The organism is Streptomyces sp. JLBT605 (assembly GCF_058215555.1).
The window spans coordinates 2,450,859-2,468,159 of record NZ_CM177087.1; the positions used below are offsets into that span (position 1 = coordinate 2,450,859).

General features: G+C 72.9%; 13 protein-coding genes. 3 read left to right on the plus strand and 10 right to left on the minus strand.

The window, feature by feature from the left end; genetic code table 11:
- Positions 1–236: 236 nt before the first annotated feature.
- Positions 237–1,418, plus strand: coding sequence for an aminotransferase-like domain-containing protein (locus AC4BDD_RS10955; protein ID WP_490690807.1), 1,182 nt, complete (start codon positions 237–239; stop codon positions 1,416–1,418).
- A gap of 42 nt (positions 1,419–1,460) precedes the next feature.
- Here AC4BDD_RS10955 and AC4BDD_RS10960 read toward each other — a convergent pair whose 3' ends face one another.
- The 3 genes from AC4BDD_RS10960 to AC4BDD_RS10970 all read right to left on the minus strand — a co-directional run bounded on the left by AC4BDD_RS10960 (position 1,461) and on the right by AC4BDD_RS10970 (position 6,008).
- A complete protein-coding gene (locus tag AC4BDD_RS10960) occupies positions 1,461–2,114 on the minus strand; it encodes a hypothetical protein (RefSeq protein ID WP_490690808.1) in 654 nt (217 codons plus the stop codon).
- Positions 2,115–2,162: 48 nt separating this feature from the next.
- Positions 2,163–3,284 carry an ADP-ribosylglycohydrolase family protein gene (locus AC4BDD_RS10965; protein WP_490690809.1) on the minus strand — a complete coding sequence of 374 codons (1,122 nt, stop codon included), beginning with the start codon at positions 3,282–3,284 and terminating at the stop codon, positions 2,163–2,165.
- Positions 3,285–3,413: 129 nt separating this feature from the next.
- Positions 3,414–6,008 (minus strand): bifunctional FO biosynthesis protein CofGH, encoded by a 2,595-nt coding sequence (locus AC4BDD_RS10970; protein WP_490690810.1) that lies wholly within the window; start codon positions 6,006–6,008, stop codon positions 3,414–3,416.
- A 212-nt stretch (positions 6,009–6,220) separates the two neighbouring features.
- Here AC4BDD_RS10970 and AC4BDD_RS10975 point away from each other — a divergent pair, with 212 nt between their 5' ends.
- Entirely contained in the window at positions 6,221–7,774 is a 1,554-nt protein-coding gene (locus AC4BDD_RS10975; protein ID WP_490690811.1) for a CehA/McbA family metallohydrolase, read from the plus strand.
- A 124-nt stretch (positions 7,775–7,898) separates the two neighbouring features.
- On the opposite strand, the gene AC4BDD_RS10980 is transcribed toward AC4BDD_RS10975, so the two are convergent.
- Positions 7,899–8,891, minus strand: coding sequence for a GlxA family transcriptional regulator (locus AC4BDD_RS10980; RefSeq protein ID WP_490690812.1), 993 nt, complete (start codon positions 8,889–8,891; stop codon positions 7,899–7,901).
- A 121-nt stretch (positions 8,892–9,012) separates the two neighbouring features.
- Here AC4BDD_RS10980 and AC4BDD_RS10985 point away from each other — a divergent pair, with 121 nt between their 5' ends.
- The gene (locus AC4BDD_RS10985; protein WP_490690813.1) at positions 9,013–9,951 is read left to right on the plus strand and encodes an NADP-dependent oxidoreductase; all 939 of its coding nucleotides are present in this window, start codon (positions 9,013–9,015) and stop codon (positions 9,949–9,951) included.
- 109 nt (positions 9,952–10,060) lie between these two features.
- Here AC4BDD_RS10985 and AC4BDD_RS10990 read toward each other — a convergent pair whose 3' ends face one another.
- The 6 genes from AC4BDD_RS10990 to AC4BDD_RS11015 all read right to left on the minus strand — a co-directional run bounded on the left by AC4BDD_RS10990 (position 10,061) and on the right by AC4BDD_RS11015 (position 17,169).
- On the minus strand, positions 10,061–11,803 hold the full coding sequence (locus AC4BDD_RS10990) for an N-acyl-D-amino-acid deacylase family protein (RefSeq protein WP_490690814.1): 1,743 nt from the start codon (positions 11,801–11,803) through the stop codon (positions 10,061–10,063).
- A gap of 38 nt (positions 11,804–11,841) precedes the next feature.
- Positions 11,842–12,969 (minus strand): LLM class flavin-dependent oxidoreductase, encoded by a 1,128-nt coding sequence (locus AC4BDD_RS10995; RefSeq protein WP_490690815.1) that lies wholly within the window; start codon positions 12,967–12,969, stop codon positions 11,842–11,844.
- 97 nt (positions 12,970–13,066) lie between these two features.
- Positions 13,067–13,852 (minus strand): SDR family NAD(P)-dependent oxidoreductase, encoded by a 786-nt coding sequence (locus AC4BDD_RS11000; protein ID WP_490690816.1) that lies wholly within the window; start codon positions 13,850–13,852, stop codon positions 13,067–13,069.
- Between the two features lie 105 nt (positions 13,853–13,957).
- A complete protein-coding gene (locus AC4BDD_RS11005) occupies positions 13,958–14,920 on the minus strand; it encodes a TIGR03619 family F420-dependent LLM class oxidoreductase (protein WP_490690817.1) in 963 nt (320 codons plus the stop codon).
- 80 nt (positions 14,921–15,000) lie between these two features.
- A complete protein-coding gene (locus AC4BDD_RS11010) occupies positions 15,001–15,771 on the minus strand; it encodes a hypothetical protein (RefSeq protein WP_490690818.1) in 771 nt (256 codons plus the stop codon).
- Between the two features lie 177 nt (positions 15,772–15,948).
- On the minus strand, positions 15,949–17,169 hold the full coding sequence (locus AC4BDD_RS11015) for an amidohydrolase family protein (protein WP_490690819.1): 1,221 nt from the start codon (positions 17,167–17,169) through the stop codon (positions 15,949–15,951).
- Positions 17,170–17,301: the final 132 nt, after the last annotated feature.

Sequence of the window (17,301 nt, forward strand, 5' to 3'; positions counted from 1 at the left end):
CATTTCCCGTTGACGCCTGAACAATTGCGGCCGGTTTCCGGGAATTTCCCGCGGTCGGCTCGCGAAGTCCCGTCAAGGACCGCGGAATAGCCTTCCGCTGTCTTTTCTTGCCGGCCGCGACCGATGCCCGCATCGCGGACAACTCGTTGCCCCTGACAGCCTTCTCCGTAGGCTGCACCGTACGCCCGAACGGATCCCGGACGGGTGAACGAGCCCACGAGTGAAGGAGCCGCCCCATGCGCGCCGATGTCCCCGACCTCGCCTCCCGAGCCACCTCGGTCGCCGGCTCCCCGGTACGCGACATCCTCGCGCTGACCGCACGTCCGGAAGTCATCTCGTTCGCCGGCGGGCTGCCCGCGCCCGAGCTGTTCGACGCGGGCGGCATGGCCGCCGCCTTCCGCGCCGTCCTCGCCGAGTCCGCTCCCCAGGCGCTGCAGTACTCCACCAGCGAGGGGGACGCCGGGCTGCGCGCCCGGACGGCCGCCCGGCTGACCGCGCGCGGACTGCCGACCGAGGCGGACGGCCTGATCATCACCAGCGGATCCCAGCAGGCCCTGTCGCTGTTGTCGGCAGCGCTGCTGGAGCCGGGCGATGTGGTGCTGGTCGAGGCGCCGACGTATCTCGCCGCCCTCCAGTGCTTCCGGTTCGCGGGCGCGCGGATCGTCTCGGTGCCGTCCGACGAGGACGGGCTGGACCCGGTGGCACTGGAGGAACTGGTCGTGGCCGAGCGGCCCAAGCTGCTCTACACCATCCCGACCTTCCAGAACCCGACCGGCCGCACCCTGCCCGCCGAGCGGCGGCGGGCGGTCGCGGCGGTGGCCGAGCGGCATGGGATGTGGATCGTCGAGGACGACCCCTACGGGGAGTTGCGGTTCGCCGGAAGCCCGCGGCCGTGGATCGCCTCGTATCCGGAGGCCGCCGATCGCACCGTGCTCACCGGCAGCCTCTCCAAGACCATGGCCCCCGGGTTGCGGCTGGGCTGGCTGCGCGGCCCGGCCGCGCTGCGCCGCGCCTGCGTCATCGCCAAGCAGGCCGCCGACCTGCACACCTCCACGGTGGTGCAGATGGCCGCCGCCCGCTATCTGGCCGACAACGACCTGGACGCCCATCTGGCGCGGGTGCGCGGCGCCTACCGGGAGCGCCGCGACGCGCTGCTGGCGGGGCTGGGCGAGGCCCTGCCCGAGGGCTCGCGCTGGAACGAGCCGGAGGGCGGGATGTTCGTGTGGGCCTCGCTGCCCGGCGGTTTCGACGCCACCGACCGGCTGCGGGACGCGGTCGCGCACGATGTGGCCTACGTGCCGGGGGCGCCGTTCTTCGCGAGCGACCCCGACCCGGCAGCGTTGCGGCTGTCGTTCGTCACGCACACCCCGGAGGAGATCGCCGAGGGTCTGCGCCGGCTGGCGAAGGCGCTGAGCTAGTCGCTGGCGAGACCCCGTCATCCACCCAGGGCCGAGGGCACGTCACACGTCCTGGGCGGCCGGCGTCTCGGTGCGCTGCGGCTGGTGCGGCATCGTCGGCACGGCCGTCGGGCTGCTCGGGGGCGTCGAGGCGGCGGACTCCGGCGTGCGCGGGCCCACCGAGGAGCTGGGCGATCCCTGGGGGCCGGGCGTCGGCTCGGGCTCCTGGCTGCTGCCCGAGGAGTCGCCGATCCCGGGCAGCCAGGACAGCGTCTCCATCGGGTTCAGCACCAGCAGGCCGATCGAGAGGGTGAGCACCACCACGATCGGTGTCCGCCAGCGGTCCAGGAAGCTGCCGCCGCGCCGGGGTTCGCGACGCGTCCGGGGTGCCCGGGGTGCCTGGGATATCCGGAATGCCCGGCGCTTCCGCGGGGTCCGGGGCTTGCGCGGTGTCCGGCGCGTCCGGGGCAGATCGAAGCCCGCGCGGCGCGCCGCCCTGCGTTCCCGGAACGAGCGCTTCGGCGGCCGGGCCGGCGCCAGGCCGTCCAGCCTCGCCTGCTCGTCCTCGTCCCGCAGTCGACGGGTGACCATGCGCGCGCGGGCGGACGGCTCCTTGGGGGCGGTGGCCCGTATGGACGCCTCGGAGTCGTTGCTGAACTTCTCCCATACGTCGTCCGGGAGCGACGGGTCTTCGGGCGGTTGAGGCGTCGTGGTCACGGGCCGTCCTTCGAAGGCTCAGGTGGGCGGGCGGTCGGCGGTGGCCGGTCAGCCGCGCGGGTAGCGGGCCAGCCAGGCCGGAGCGGAGCCCGCCGGTCCGTGCAGGGCGGGGCCCTGGGTCATCTCCATCGCGAAGTCGTCGGCCAGTTGGAGGATGGTGGCGCGTCCCTCCAGCTCCGCCAGCCAGGCCGGGGGCAACGCCGTCTCGCCGTGCAGGGCGCCGAGCAGATTCCCGCAGATGGAGCCGGTGGAGTCGCTGTCCCCGCCGTGGTTGACGGCGAGCAGAAGTCCGTGGCGGATGTCCTCGGCGACCAGCGCACAGTAGAGCGCCATCGCCAGCGCCTCCTCGCCCGTCCAGCCCTCTCCCAGGGACTCCACCCGCTCCGGGGTGGGCAGCCCCTGCCGGACCGCGCCGAGCGCGTGCTTGAGGGCGTCGGTCGTCTCCTCGTGACCCGGCCGGGTCGCCAGATGGGCCATCGCCCGCTGGACGGCTCCGTCGAGGTCCTCGCCGCGCGCGATGCCGTGCACGATCAGCGCGAAGGCGCCCGCCGAGAGGTAGCCGGTGGGATGGCCGTGGGTCTGCGCGGCGCACTCGATGGCGAGCTGGAAGACCAGCTGCGGCTCCCAGCCCACCAGCAGCCCGAAGGGCGCGGACCGCATCACCGCGCCGCAGCCCTTGGAGTCCGGGTTCTTGGGCCGGTCCAGCGTGCCCATCGTCTCCTCGGCCAGCCCGGACAGGCAGGCCCGGCCGGGGGCCCGCTGGGCGTAGAGCCATTCCTCACGGGCCAGCCAGCCGTCGTCCTTCTTCCGCTCGTCGGGGCCCCAGTCGCGCTGGGTGGCGTACCAGCGGCGGTGCGCGGCGTGGATGTCGGTCGGCGGGTGCCAGGCTCCGGTGTCCCGGCGCACCTGGGCGCGTATCAGTCCGTCCACCGTGAACAGGGTCATCTGGGTGTCGTCGGTGACGCTGCCCCGCTTGCCGTAGGCCGGGACGAAGTCGGTCACCCCGCTCGCCCCGTGCTCATGGCGGATCGAGGTGAGCGAGGCGAACTCCACGCCGGCGCCCAGGGCGTCGCCGATCGCGCCACCGAGCAGACAGCCCCGCACCCGGCTCCGGAAGTCCTGCTGTTCAGCACGGCCCCACACGGCCGTTGCGCTGGCAGACGCGGTCACGACCTCGCTCCTCTCCGCGGGTGACGGGCACGGCGGTGCCGCCGGTGAACTGGCTCAGCACTGTAATGGACCGAGGGAAACGCGCTCCGTCCCGGTGGGGAATGTGAAGGACGTCATCAACGCGGCGGGTCAGTCCTCCAGCACCGGCAGCAGCTCCGGCAGGTGGCCGTCCGAGGCCAGGGCCGCCTCCTGGCGCTCGGCCGGGACCTGGCCGTAGGTGGTGGTGCGCGGGCGGGCGGGCCGGCCGGCGGCGTCGGCGATGGCGATCAGGTCGCGGATGGAGCGGTAGGAGCCGTAGGAGGAGCCGGCCATCCGGGAGATGGTCTCCTCCATCAGGGTGCCGCCCAGGTCGTTCGCCCCGGAGCGGAGCATTTCGGCGGCGCCCTCGGTGCCGAGCTTCACCCAGCTGGTCTGGATGTTGGTGATGTGCGGGTGGAGGAGGACGCGGGCCATCGCGGTGACGGCGCGGTTGTCGCGGGTGGTGGGGCCGGGGCGGGCGATGCCGGCCAGGTAGACCGGGGCGTTGGTGTGGATGAAAGGCAGGGTCACGAACTCGGTGAAGCCGCCGGTCTCCTGCTGGATCTCGGCCAGCAGCCGCAGGTGCCCGAGCCAGTGCCGGGGCTGGTCGACGTGGCCGTACATCATCGTCGAGGAGGAGCGCAGACCGAGCGAGTGCGCGGTCTTGACGACCTCGACCCAGGTGGCGGTGGGCAGCTTGCCCTTGGTGAGGATCCAGCGGACCTCGTCGTCGAGGATTTCGGCGGCCGTGCCGGGGATGGAGTCCAGACCGGCTTCCTTCGCCGCGCTCAGCCAGTCGCGGATCGACATGGCGGTGCGGGTGGCGCCGTTGACGACTTCCATGGGCGAGAAGGCGTGCACGTGCATGCCGGGGACGCGCTCCTTGACCGCGCGCGCGATGTCGAAGTAGGCGGTGCCGGGCAGGTCGGGGTGGATGCCGCCTTGCATGCACACCTCGACGGCGCCCACCTCCCACGCCTGCTGGGCGCGGTCGGCGACCTGGCTCAGGGAGAGGGTGTAGGCGTCGGCGTCGGTGCGGCGCTGGGCGAAGGCGCAGAAACGGCAGCCGGTGTAGCAGACGTTGGTGAAGTTGATGTTGCGGGTGACGATGTACGTCACTTCGTCGCCGACGGTGGCGCGGCGCAGGTCGTCGGCGATGCGGCACAAAGCGTCCAGCGCCGGGCCGTCGGCGTGCAGCAGGGCCAGGGCCTGGGGGTCGGTGAGCTTGGTGGGGTCGTCGGCGGCCTGGGAGAGCGCGGCCTTGATGTCCGCGTCGATCGCCTCCGGGGCCATGCCGGGGGCCGCCGCTTCGCGCAGCGCGTCCCAGTCTCCGTAGACCGCGTCGAAGTCGTCGCGGCGGTCGGTGGTGCGGCCCTCGGTGTCGATGGTGTGGTGCAGGTCGGTGCGTCCGGAGGAGACGAACGCGTCTTCGGGCTCCTGCCAGGGGTGGCCTTCGACCACGGCGTCCTCGCGGGCCAGGCCGGTGGCGGGGTCGGCCAGCGCGCGGACGTGCGGCAGCAGACGGGGGTCCAGCCAGGGCTCGCCGCGCTGGACGAACTCCGGGTAGACGCAGAGGCGTTCCTTGAGCTGGAAGCCGGCGGCGGCGGAGCGCTCGGCCAGCTCCTCGATCTGCGGCCACGGGCGCTCGGGGTTGACGTGGTCCGGGGTGATCGGGGAGACCCCGCCCCAGTCGTCGATGCCGGCGCCGATGAGCCGCGCGTACTCGGCGTCGACCAGGTTGGGCGGCGCCTGGAGGCAGGCGGAGGGGCCCATGATGTGCCGGGCGACGGCGACGGTGGCGACCAGGTCGTCCAGCTCGGCGTCCGGCATTCCGCGCATCGCCGTGTCCGGCTTGGCGCGGAAGTTCTGCATGATGAGTTCCTGGATGCCGTGGTAGGCGCGGGAGACGCGGCGCAGCGCGAACAGCGACTCGGCGCGCTCCTCGTAGCTCTCCCCGATGCCCAGCAGCAGGCCGCTGGTGAAGGGGACGGAGCTGCGGCCGGCGTCTTCCAGGGCGCGCAGCCGGACGGCGGGCTCCTTGTCCGGGGAGCCGTGGTGCGGGCCGCCGGGCTCGCTCCACAGGCGGGTCGCGGTGGTCTCCAGCATCATGCCCATGGAGGGAGCGACCGGCTTCAGCCGCTGGAAGTCCGTCCAGCTCATGACGCCGGGGTTGAGGTGGGGCAGCAGCCCGGTCTCCTCCAGGATGCGGATGGAGATCGCCCGGACGTAGGCGATGGTGTCGTCGTAGCCGTGCGCGTCGAGCCATTCGCGCGCCTCCGGCCAGCGGTCCTCGGGCTTGTCGCCGAGCGTGATCAGGGCTTCCTTGCAACCCAGTTCGGCGCCGCGGCGGGCGATGGCGAGGACCTCGTCCGGGGACATGAACATCCCCTGGCCCGCCCGGCGCAGCTTGCCGGGGACGGTGACGAAGGTGCAGTAGTGGCACTTGTCGCGGCAGAGCCGGGTGAGCGGGATGAAGACGCTCTTGGAGTAGGTGATGACGCCCGGGCGGCCCGCGGCTTCCAGGCCGGCGTCCCGCACCCGGGCCGCGGAGGCGCACAGGTCCTCCAGGTCCGCGCCGCGCGCCTGGAGCAGCACGGCGGCCTCGCCGACGTCCAGCGCGACCCCGTCCCGGGCGCGCTTGAGCGCGCGCCGCATGGCGTTGGCGGTGGGGGCGGGCGACTGGGATCCCTGCGCGCTCGTGGTCATCCTCCGAGGATACGAGCGGTCTGTGACACTGCCGGCTTCGGCGGGTCACGGAGGCTGTGCGGCTTGTCACGGGAGGATCCGGCCGGTGGCGGGAATAGGCGGGGCGCGGAGGTGTCGGCGCGTCGTCACGGGGTTATCCACAGGCGTTTCGCTTCCCGTCGCATCGGCGTAGAACGGTGTCACGCGGCACTTTTCGACCGAAGGGGTCCCGGATGCGACGACGCGATGTCCTCAGGTTCTCCGCGCTGGCCGGTGCGGGCGCGCTGACGCTCGATCCGGTGACGTTCGCGCACGCCGAGGAAGGGCCGAGCGAGCGGGCGGGCGGGGCGCCGGGGAGCGAGCGGACCCGGACGGTCACGGGGCATCTGCCCGCCGGGTCACCGGACTTCGTCTATCTGCCGGTCGAGGTCCCGCGCGGGGTGCGCGAGATCGCCGTCTCGTACCGGTACGACAAGCCGACCGTACCGGCCGGCACTCAGGGCAACACCTGCGACATCGGCGTCTTCGACGAGCGCGGCACGGAACTGGGCGGGCGCGGCTTCCGCGGCTGGTCCGGCGGAGCCCGCTCGGAGTTCGCGATCAGCGCGCAGCAGGCCACACCCGGCTATCTGGCCGGCCCGGTCCATGCCGGGACCTGGCATGTGGTGCTCGGCCCGTACACCGTCGCGCCGCAGGGCCTGTCGTACGCGGTGACCATCACGCTGCGGTTCGGCGAGCCGGGCCGGACGCCGGAGCCAAACTACCCGCCGCAGCGGGCGAAAGGGCGCGGCCGCGCCTGGTACCGGGGCGACAGCCATCTGCACACGGTGTATTCGGACGGCAAGCGCACCCCGGCCGAGCTGGTGGCGGCAGCCCGGGCCGCCGGGCTGGACTTCATCACCACCACCGAGCACAACACCACCTCCAGCCATGGCGCCTTCGAGGGGCTGTGGGGGGACGATCTGCTGATCCTCACCGGGGAGGAGGTCACCACGCGCAACGGCCATGTGGTGGCGATGGGCACCGATCCGGGGGTGTTCATCGACTGGCGTTACCGGGCCCGGGACAACGCCTTCGGCAAGTACGCGCGCAGGATCCGGGAGGCCGGCGGGCTGGTGATTCCGGCGCACCCGCACGGCGACTGCGTCGGCTGCAACTGGAAGTTCGGCTTCAACGACGCCGACGCGGTGGAGGTGTGGAACGGCACCTTCACCCCCGACGACGAGGTGACGATCGCCGAGTGGGACAACACCCTGGTCGCCTCGGTCCGTTCGCGCCGCCGCTGGCTACCGGCCGTGGGCCACAGCGACGCCCACCGGGAGCCGCAGGTGGTGGGGCTGCCGCAGACCGTGGTGCTCGCCGACGACCTGTCACGGCGCGCGATCCAGGCGGGGATCCGGGCCGGGCACTGCTGGATAGCGGAGTCCTCCCGCATCGAGCTGACCTTCGGCGCGGCGGGCGGCCGGGGGCAGCACGCGGGCATCGGCGGGCGGCTGCGGGTGGCCCCCGAGGAGCCGGTGACGGTCCGGCTGGAGGTGTCGGGCGTCGGCCCGGACTGCTCGGTGCGCTTCCTCACCGATCAGGGCCGGCTGCACACCACGGCGCTGGCTCCGGACGGGTCCGGGGTGGTGGAGTGGCGGACGACCGCCTCGTACGCGGCGTATGTGCGGGCCGAGGTGCGGCATGCCCCGGCGGACGGCGGGGCGTCCGGCATACCGGGGCCGATGGCGGCGATGACCAATCCGATCTTCCTGGGCAAGGACGAGGAGGACGACGAGGACGACTGACCTGTGCCGTCGGGCCGCTGCCGGGCCCGGCCGTCATCCGGTGGCGCGGCCATCCGGTGGCCCGCGTGCGGTGGCCGTCGTGCGGTGGCGCGGGCATCCTCCGGCGTCGTCATCCGGTGGCGTGTCATCCGGTGGCGGTCGTGGCGGCGGCCGCGCCACCGGACGAGGCGCGGAAGGTCTGCCGGTAGGCGGTGGGGGACACACCGATCGCGGCGGTCAGATGCTGGCGCAGCGAGGCGCCGGTGCCGAAGCCGGCCTCCGCGGCGACCCGGTCCACCGGGTGGTCGGTGGTCTCCAGCAGCCGGCGCGCCCGGTCCACCCGCTGCTGGGTGAGCCACTGACCGGGTGTCATCCCCACCTCGTCACGGAAGCGCCGGGAGAAGGTACGGACGCTCATCCCCGCGTGCCCGGCCATCTCGGCCAGCGGCACCGGGCGATGCAGCTGGGTGAGCACCCAGGCGCGGGTGGCGGAGGTGGAGGCCACCGTCGGCTCGGGCATCGGGCGTTCGATGAACTGCGCCTGACCGCCCTCGCGCCAGGGCGGCACGACGCAGAGCCGGGCGACGCGGTTGGCGACCTCGCTGCCGTGGTCCCGGCGGACCAGATGCAGGCACAGGTCGACGCCCGCGGCCACCCCGGCCGCGGTGAGCACCTCGCCGTCGTCGACGAACAGTACGTCGGGGTCGACCTGGACGCTCGGGAAGGCGCTCTGGAAGTGCGCCGCCTCCATCCAGTGGGTGGTCGCCCGGCGGCCGTCCAGCAGGCCCGCGGCGGCCAGGACATAGGAGGCGGTGCAGATGGAGACCACCCGGGTGCCGGGCCGGAGGCTGCCGAGCGCCGCCCGGACCGGCTCCGGGAGCCAGTCCCTGTCGGCCTGCGGGCCGCAGGTGAACGGGGGGATCACCACGGTCCGCGCGGTGCGGAGGATGTCGCTCCCGTGCTCCACGGCGACCGCGAAGTCGGCGCTGGTGCGGACCGGTCGGCCGTCGAGGCTGCAGGTGAGCACCTCGTACAACGGCTTTCCGTCCGCTCCTGCGGCGGTGCCGAAGATCCGCACCGGGATGCTCAGCTCGAACGGGTAGACCCCGTCGAGCGCCAGGACGACGACGCGATGCATGGCCAGATCCTTTCAGATGTTGACTATCTCGCCAATCGTCGGCCGCTGCCGGAGTCGGCATTGTTGATCACACCAGGCCGGACCACGGGGGACGGCCCACCGAGAGCAGAGGAACCCGCTCATGCGCGCCATCGCCCAGGACTCGTTCGGCGGCCCGGAGGTACTGAAGGTGGTCGAGGTGGACCGCCCCGAACCCGGGCCCGCCGAGGTGCTCGTCCGGGTCCACGCGGCGGGGGTCAACCCGACGGACTGGTGGCACCGGGCCACCGGAGGCCTCGCGGGTGACCAGGCGCCGGTCCGCCTGGGCTGGGACCTGTCCGGCGTGGTGGAGGCCGTCGGACCGGGGGTGACCCTCTTCGAGCCCGGCGACGAGGTGTTCGGCATGCCGCGTTCGCCCCGGCCGGCGGGCACCTACGCCGAGTACGTGGTCTCCCCCGCGCGGCACCTCACCCGCAAGCCGGCCTCGCTGACCCATGTGCAGGCCGCCGCGCTGCCGCTGGCCGCGCTCACCGCGTGGCAGGCGCTGATCGACACCGCGGGGGTCCGGCCCGGCCGGCGGGTGCTGATCCATGCCGCGGCCGGCGGTGTCGGCCATCTCGCGGTGCAGATCGCCAAGGCGCGCGGCGCGTACGTCATCGGCACCGCCCGGAGCGCCAAGCACGAGTTCCTGCGCGGCCTCGGCGCGGACGAGGTCATCGACTACACCCGGACCGACTTCGCCTCCGAGGTCGGGGACATCGACATCGTGATCGACACCATCGGCGGTGACTACGGGCCCCGTTCGCTGCGGACCCTGCGCGCGGGCGGCATCGTGGTCTCCCTCGCCTCTCCCGCCGAGGCGGAGCTGGCGGCCGAGGCGGCAGCCCTAGGACTCCGCTCCACCTTCATGATCGTGGAGGCCGACCAGGCAGGCATGCGGGAGATCGCCGCGCTCGTCGACGCCGGCCGGCTGCGCGTGGAGATCGACACGGTGCTGCCGCTGGAACAGGTCGCCAAGGCGCACGAGACAGGCGAGGCCGGCCGCACCACCGGAAAGATCGTCCTCACCGTCGCGGACTGACCGTCGCGGACTGACCGTCGCGGCCTGGCGGGCGCGGCCTGGCGGGCGCGGGCGGGAAGCCCGTCGCCGACAGACGACGGGCCAGCGCCCACCGAACGCCCGGCCCGGCTCAGCCCCGGGTGGTGACGGTGCTGGTGTCGCGACCGGAGCGCAGCACCCGGCCCGGCAGGGCTCCGGTCACCACGTCCTCCCGGAGGGTCTCCACCCCGCCCACCCGCACGCTCACCACGCCCACCGCGCGGGAGTCCAGCCGGGGGCTGTCCCCCGGCAGGTCGTGCACCAGGGTCGCCGGGCCCGCGTCGACGCGCTCGGGGTCGAAGAGGACCAGATCCGCGTGGTACCCCTCGGCTATCCGGCCCCGCTCGCGCAGGCCGAACAGCCGCGCCGGGTCGTCGGTGAGCATCCGCACCGCCCGCTCCAGTCCGACCAGCCGCCGGCCGCGCAGGCAGTCCCCGAGGAAGCGCGTGGTGTACGGGGCCCCGCACATCCGGTCCAGATGGGCGCCCGCGTCCGAGCCGCCGAGCAGCACGTCCTGGTGCTCCCAGGTGCGCCGCCGCAGCTCCCAGCTCTCCGGGTCGTTGTCGCTCGGCATCGGCCACAGCACGGTGCGCAGTTCGTCGGCGGCGCAGATCTCCACCAGGCAGTGGAAGGGGTCCATGCCGCGCTCGGCGGCGATGTCCCGCACCACCCGGCCGGTCAGCCCGGCGTTGGCCGGGGCGTAGGTGTCGCCGATGACGTACCGGCCGAAGTCGGCCAGCCGCCGGAAGATCCCGGCCTCCGGGCTGCGGGCGCGCCGCAGCATCCGCTCCCGGGTGGCCGTCTCGCGCAGCGCGGCGATCCGCTCCGGCACCGGGAGACCGAGCACCTCGCCCCAGCCGGGGATGAGGTTCAGCGCGCAGAAGGTGCCCAGCGACATGTTCATCGGGGTGAGGATCGGCATGGTCAGGGCGACGATCCGGCCGCCCGCCTTGCGGGCCCGCTCGCTGGGCACGAGCTGGCGCGGCACCCGGTCCGGCTCGGCGGCGTCGATGGTGAGCACGTTCCAGTTGAGCGGGCGTCCGGCGGCGGCCGTCAGCTCCACCAGCAGGTCGATCTCCTCGTCCGCGAAGCGGTCCAGACACCCGGCGACGATCGCCTCCAGCTGGGTGCCCTCGTGCTCGCCGACCGCGCGGGAGAGGGCGATCAGTTCCTCGGGGCGGGCGTGCCGGGAGGCGACCGGCCGGCCGTCACCGTCTGAGTGGGTGGCGGACTGCGTGGTGGACAGCCCCCAGGCGCCGGCCTCCAGCGACTCGTGCAGCAGCCGCAGCAGCTCGCGCAGCTGCTGCTCGTCGGGGTGCCCGCCCACCGCGGCCGGGCCCATCACCCGCCGCCGCAGCGCGCAGTGCCCGACCATGAAGCCCGCGTTGACGGCGATCCGGCCCTCCAGCGCGTCGAGGTAGTCACCGAAGGAGTGCCAGCTCCAGGGGGCGCCCTCGGCCAGCGCCCGTAGTGACATGCCCTCGACCTTGCTCATCATCCGGCGGGTGTAGTCGGCGTCCTCGGGCCGGTCGGGGTGGAGCGGCGCCAGGCTGAAGCCGCAGTTGCCGCCCACCACCGTGGTGACTCCGTGGTTCATGGAGGGGGTGGCGTAGGGGTCCCAGAACAGCTGGGCGTCGTAGTGCGTGTGCGGGTCGACGAAGCCGGGCGCCAGCACCAGCCCGGTCGCGTCCTCGGTGGTGCGGGCCGGGCCGGTGACGGCGCCGGGGTCCGCGACGGTGGCGATCCGGCCGTCGCGGATGCCGACGTCGGCGGCGCGGGCGGGGGCGCCGGTGCCGTCCACCAGGGTCGCTCCGCGGATGAGGTGGTCGAGCATGGCTTGACGCTCCTTTCCCGGGCGCGGGTTGGTGCCGGTCAGGCCGCCGCCGACTGGCGGAAGCGGGTGGTCCGGTGCACCGGGTCGGTGTCGATCTTCGGGATGACGTGTTCGCCGATCAGCTCGATGGTGCGCAGGGTGTCCTGCCGGGAGATGCCGATCGGCAGGCCGAAGGAGAGCTGGTCGGCACCGGCCTGCTCCCACCGCTTGCACTGCCGGAAGACCTCGTCCGGGTCGCCGCAGATCATCAGCTCCTCGGCGATCAGCAGCTCGATGACCTCCTCGGTGTACTCCGGGATCAGCTCCGGCCAGGCCGGGATGGAGTCGGGGCGCGGGAAGGTGTCGTGGTAGCGGAAGAGCAGCGACTGGAGGTGGTTCAGGCCGCCGCCGGCCGCGATCCGGACCGCCTCGGCGTGCGTCTCGGCGCAGACGGCCGTCGAGGTGACCATCACGTTGTCGTTGACGAAGGCCCCGACCGGCCGGGCCCGCTCGATGGCGGTCTTGTACGAGTCGACGACCCACTCCATGTCGGAGACCTTCTGGACGCTGAAGCCCAGCACGCCGAGCCCCTTCTCCGCCGCCATGGCGTAGGAGGAAGGCGATCCGGCCGCGTACCACATCGGGGGGTGCGCGGGGCCGTACGGTTTGGGCAGCACCTTGCGGGCGGGCAGCGACCAGTGGGTGCCGGTGAACCCCTCGTACTCCTCCTGGAGCCACATCCTGGGGAACTCCGCGATGGTCTCCTCCCAGATCTCCTTGGTGTGGTTCATGTCGGTGATGCCGGGCAGGAAGCCGAGGATCTCGTGGCTGCCGGCGCCGCGCCCGGTGCCGAACTCGAAGCGCCCGCCGCTGAGGTGGTCGAGCATGGCGGCCTTCTCGGCGACCTTGGCCGGGTGGTTGACCTGCGGCAGCGGGTTGAAGATCCCGGAGCCGAGGTGGATGCGCTCGGTGGCGTGCGCCAGGTAGCCCAGGAACACCTCGTTGGCCGAGAGGTGGGAGTACTCCTCCAGGAAGTGGTGCTCGGAGGCCCATGCGTACTTGAAGCCGGACCGGTCGGCCTGGATGACGTACTCGGTCTCCTCGATCAGCGCGTGGTGCTCGGCCTGCGGATCGCTCCGGCGGCGGCTGTCCGGCACGTATCCCTGGACGAATATCCCGAATTCCACGGTGACTCCTCGGGGTTACGGATGGCGCGAGGCAATGGTTCGAGGGAAGCGAAGGAAAGCGGAGGGAAACTGAGCTAATCTGACGGTCCGTCAGATTCTAGAGCACGGAGACTCCGGCGAGCCAGCCGCCGTCGATGACGAACGGCTGCCCGGTGATGTACGAGGAGTCCTCGCAGGAGAGGAAGAGCGCCAGCCGGGCGACCTCCTCCGGCCGGCCGATCCGCGCCAGCGGCACCAGCTTCCGGTACAGACCGTCCACCGCCTCGGCCGCCTGGACCGGGTCGGCCTGCGGGTCCAGCCGCGCCGGGTTGCTCATCGGGGTGTCCACCGCGCCCGGGCACATCGCGTTGACCCGGATACCCCGCGCGGCCAGCTCCAGCGCGGCCACCCGGGTCATCCCGACGATCGCGGCCTTGCTCGCCGCGTACGCGGTCAGGAAGGCCATCCCGGACAGCGCGGCATAGGAGGCGGTGTTGACGATGGTGCCGCCGCCCGCGGCGGCGATCTCGGGCGCCACCGCCCGCATTCCGAGGAACGCCCCCACCTGGTTGACCCGTACGACCTCGGAGAACTCCTCCAACGGGGTGTTCACCAGCTCGTTGAAGCGCAGGATGCCGGCGTTGTTGACCAGCCCGTCGATCCTGCCGAAGGCGTCCCTCGCGGCGGCCACCACGGCCGCCCACCCGGCTTCGTCGCCCACGTCGTGGTGGACGTAGGCCGCGGCCCCCCGGCCCAGCTCCTCGGCGAGCGCCTCGCCCCGGTCGTCGAGGATGTCGGTGAGCACCACCCGCGCACCCTCCGCGACGAACAGCCGCGCCTCCTGCTCGCCCTGGCCGCGCGCCGCACCGGTGACGACGACGACCCGCCCGTCCAGCTTGCCCACCACTGCCTCCTTCGGCCCCGGCCGGTCGGCCGGATACGGCTCGGTCAGCCGATACGGCTCAGCCGGCCGGATACGGATCAGTCGGTCAGATACGGTCAGATGCGGTCAGTCGGCCAGATGCGGCGCGACCTCGGCGGCGAACGCCGCCATCTGGTCGGTGAGTTCGGACCGGCTCCGGCTGCGGAACCGCACCTGGATCTGGTCCACGCCCATCGCCCGGTACTCCCGCAGCGACTCCGCCAGCCGCTCGCCCGGCCCGGTCAGGGTCCGGCGGCCGACCGGCCGTCCCGGGTCGCCGACGTACAGCGGTTCGGTGATCGCGCCGATCTCGGCGGGCTCCTCGATCCCGGCCCGCTCCCGCAGCGTGCGCAGCCGGGTGATCTGGCGCGGCAGCCGGTCCCGCGGGTCGCCCTGCGGCAGCCAGCCGTCGCCGCGCACCGCTGCCCGCCGGACCGCGGCCGGGGAGGAACCGCCCACCCACACCGGCGGGCGCGGCAGCTGAGCGGGGCGGGGCGCCTGCCCGAGCCCGGCGAAGGAGAACCGCTCCCCGCCGAACTCGGGGAACTCCTCCGGCCCCAGGGCGGCCTTCAGCGCGTCGATCGTCTCGTCCAGCAGCGCCCCGCGACTGTCGAAGTCCACCCCGAGCAGGTCGAACTCCTCCCGGACGTGCCCGGCGCCGACGCCGAGGATCAGCCGTCCGCCGCTCAGATGGTCGAGGGTGGCGTAGCTCTTGGCGGTGAGCAGCGGGTGCCGCAGTCCGGCGACGGCCACGTGGCTGAGCAGCCGCACCCGCTCGGTGGCCGCGGCCAGGAAGGCGAGGGTGGCCACCGGGTCGTACCAGACGGTGCTCATGGCGGCCGCCAGCCGCCGCGGGATCGCGACGTGGTCGCAGACGGCGATGTAGGCGAAGCCGTGCCGGTCGGCGGCCCGGGCGATCTGGAGCAGGTCGGCGGGCCCGGCCTCGGCCTCCCACGGCTCGGCGAAGAGCGTGCTCTGCGCCTGGACCGGAAGCTGCAGACCGTAGGCAAGCCTCCCTCGCGGCAGTATCCGTACGCTCTTCGCACCCACGACGCCTCCCTCGGCAGCCCGCGACGGACCGCCATCGTCGTATCTGACGGTCCATCAGACAAGGCCCGGGGCCGCACCGGTCAGGGCCGATCGACGGCCATCAGCTGGAGTTGGGCCTTGCCGCCCTTGACCTGCGTCTCGCGGACGAGTCCCACGTTCTTGGCGTAGAACTTGTGCTCGGCCACGTCGGGCTCCAGGGGTGAGAAGTCCTTGGTCTTCAGCACTCCGGTGAACGAGCCGTACGGCACCGCGACGCGCTCGGTCAGGGCCAGCACCTCGCCCATGTCCTCGGCCACGCCCTTGGCGTACTCCTGGCGGTAGACGTCGCCGACCCTGGGGCGGGCCTCCATGATGATGCCGGGCTCGGCGCCGTCCTTGCCCGCCTGCCAGGAGCCCTCGTGGCTGACGACCTTGCCACCCTCGAGCTCCCGGGAGTCCTCGCCGAAGTACCAGACATTGCCGTCGCGGTCCTGGGCGTACCAGTCGAAGGTGTCCTCGGTGACCTCGCCGTCCTCGCGGACGGTGTCGTGGACGACCACGGTCCGCACCCCGAGGATCTCCTTGGTCCGCCGGGTGACCTCGACGGTGCTCTCCTCCTTCTGCCCCTCGTCCCCGACCCCGGCGTAGCGGAAGGTGGTGCCGGGAACGAGCGGGAAGTAGGGGTTGTCGATCCCGCTCACGAAGGTCGCGGCGTCCGGGATCCCGGTCGGCGAGGGGCTCGCCGTCGCGGTGGTCTCCCCCTCCTCCGGCTTCTCCTCGTCGTCATCGCCGCAGCCCGCCACGGCCAGCGCCATGAGCACCGCGCAGGCACACCCGGCGATCCTCCGTCTCCGCCGTGCCGACCAGGTCATGAACGCCTCCGGGGCTGCCGCGCGTGATGGACATCGCCATCATGCGCCGCCGGTGCCGGGCGGGCGGCGAGGACCACGCCCCGCCGCCGCCGGCGCCGCACTCCGCCACCCGGATGGACGTGGCTCGCGCCGAAGAGGTGCCCGATGGGACCTGCGCGGCGTCCCGTCGGACACCCCTTACGGGCCGGGCCAGAGTCCGTCGTCCGTCAGGCCGAGCAGTTCGATGGCGTTGCCGCGGACGACGCGTTCCACCACCTCGGGCGCCAGGTGCCCCATCTGCTCCTCGCCGATCTCGCGGGACCGGGGCCAGGTGGAGTCCGAGTGCGGGTAGTCCGTCTCGTAGAGGACGTTGCCCACGCCGATCGCGTCGAGGTTGCGCAGGCCCACCGGGTCGTCGAAGAAGCAGCCGTACACGTGCTCGGCGAAGAGCTCGGAGGGCGGGCGCAGCACCTTGTCGGCCACCCCGCCCCAGGCCCGGTTCTCCTCCCAGACCACGTCGGCCCGCTCCAGGATGTACGGGATCCAGCCGATCTGGCCCTCGGCGTACATGATCCGCAGCTCGGGGAAGCGGTCGAAGGCCCCGGACATCAGCCAGTCGACCATCGAGAAGCAGCAGTTGGCGAAGGTGATGGTGGAGCCGACGGCCGGCGGCGCGTCCGCCGAGGTCGACGGCATCCGGGAGGAGGAGCCGATGTGCATGGCGATGACCGTGCCGGTCTCGGCGCAGGCGGCGAAGAACGGGTCCCAGGCACGGGTGTGCACCGACGGCAGCCCCAGATGCGGGGGTATCTCGGAGAAGCACACCGCGCGCACCCCACGGGCGGCGTTCCTGCGCACCTCGGCGGCGGCCAGCTCCGCGTCCCACAACGGGATCAGGGTGAGCGGGATGAGCCGGCCCCGCGCCTGCGGCCCGCACCACTCCTCGACCATCCAGTCGTTGTAGGCGCGCACTCCCAGCAGCCCCAGTTCGCGGTCCTTGGCCTCGGTGAAGGTCTGGCCGCAGAAGCGCGGAAAGGTCGGGAAGCACAGCGCGGACTGGACGTGGTTGACGTCCATGTCGGCCAGCCGCTCAGGGACCGAGAAGGATCCCGGCCGCATCTGCTCGTAGGTGATCGCCTCCAGGCGCACCTCCTCCCGGTCGTAGCCGACGGCGGTGTCCAGGCGGGTGAGCGGCCGGCGCAGGTCCTCGTACACCCACCAGTCCGCGAGCGGGCCGTCGTCGCCGGGCGCGCCCATCACCGGGGTGAACCGGCCGCCCACGAAGGTCAGCTCCTTCAGGGGCGCCCGGACCACCCGTGGGCCGAGGTCGCGGTACTTCGACGGAAGCCGGTCCCGCCAGACGTGGGGCGGTTCGACCGTGTGGTCGTCCACCGAAATGATCTTGGGGAAGCTCTCCATGGCTGCCACGGTAGCGCTGATCTGACGGTGCGTCAGCTGGCGGGATGCGAACGCCGCGCGGACACGGAGCGCAGGCGGCCGGTATCCGCCCGCTACCGCCGGTACGACCGGCCCGAGGTGGCCCCCACACCC

Coding starts and splice junctions, on each gene's coding strand:
- AC4BDD_RS10955 (WP_490690807.1), top strand. CDS start 237: ATGCGCGCCGATGTCCCCGACCTCGCCTCCCGAGCCACCTCGGTCGCC.
- AC4BDD_RS10970 (WP_490690810.1), bottom strand. CDS start 6,008: ATGACCACGAGCGCGCAGGGATCCCAGTCGCCCGCCCCCACCGCCAAC.
- AC4BDD_RS10975 (WP_490690811.1), top strand. CDS start 6,221: ATGCGACGACGCGATGTCCTCAGGTTCTCCGCGCTGGCCGGTGCGGGC.
- AC4BDD_RS10980 (WP_490690812.1), bottom strand. CDS start 8,891: ATGCATCGCGTCGTCGTCCTGGCGCTCGACGGGGTCTACCCGTTCGAG.
- AC4BDD_RS10985 (WP_490690813.1), top strand. CDS start 9,013: ATGCGCGCCATCGCCCAGGACTCGTTCGGCGGCCCGGAGGTACTGAAG.
- AC4BDD_RS10990 (WP_490690814.1), bottom strand. CDS start 11,803: ATGCTCGACCACCTCATCCGCGGAGCGACCCTGGTGGACGGCACCGGC.
- AC4BDD_RS11010 (WP_490690818.1), bottom strand. CDS start 15,771: ATGACCTGGTCGGCACGGCGGAGACGGAGGATCGCCGGGTGTGCCTGC.
- AC4BDD_RS11015 (WP_490690819.1), bottom strand. CDS start 17,169: ATGGAGAGCTTCCCCAAGATCATTTCGGTGGACGACCACACGGTCGAA.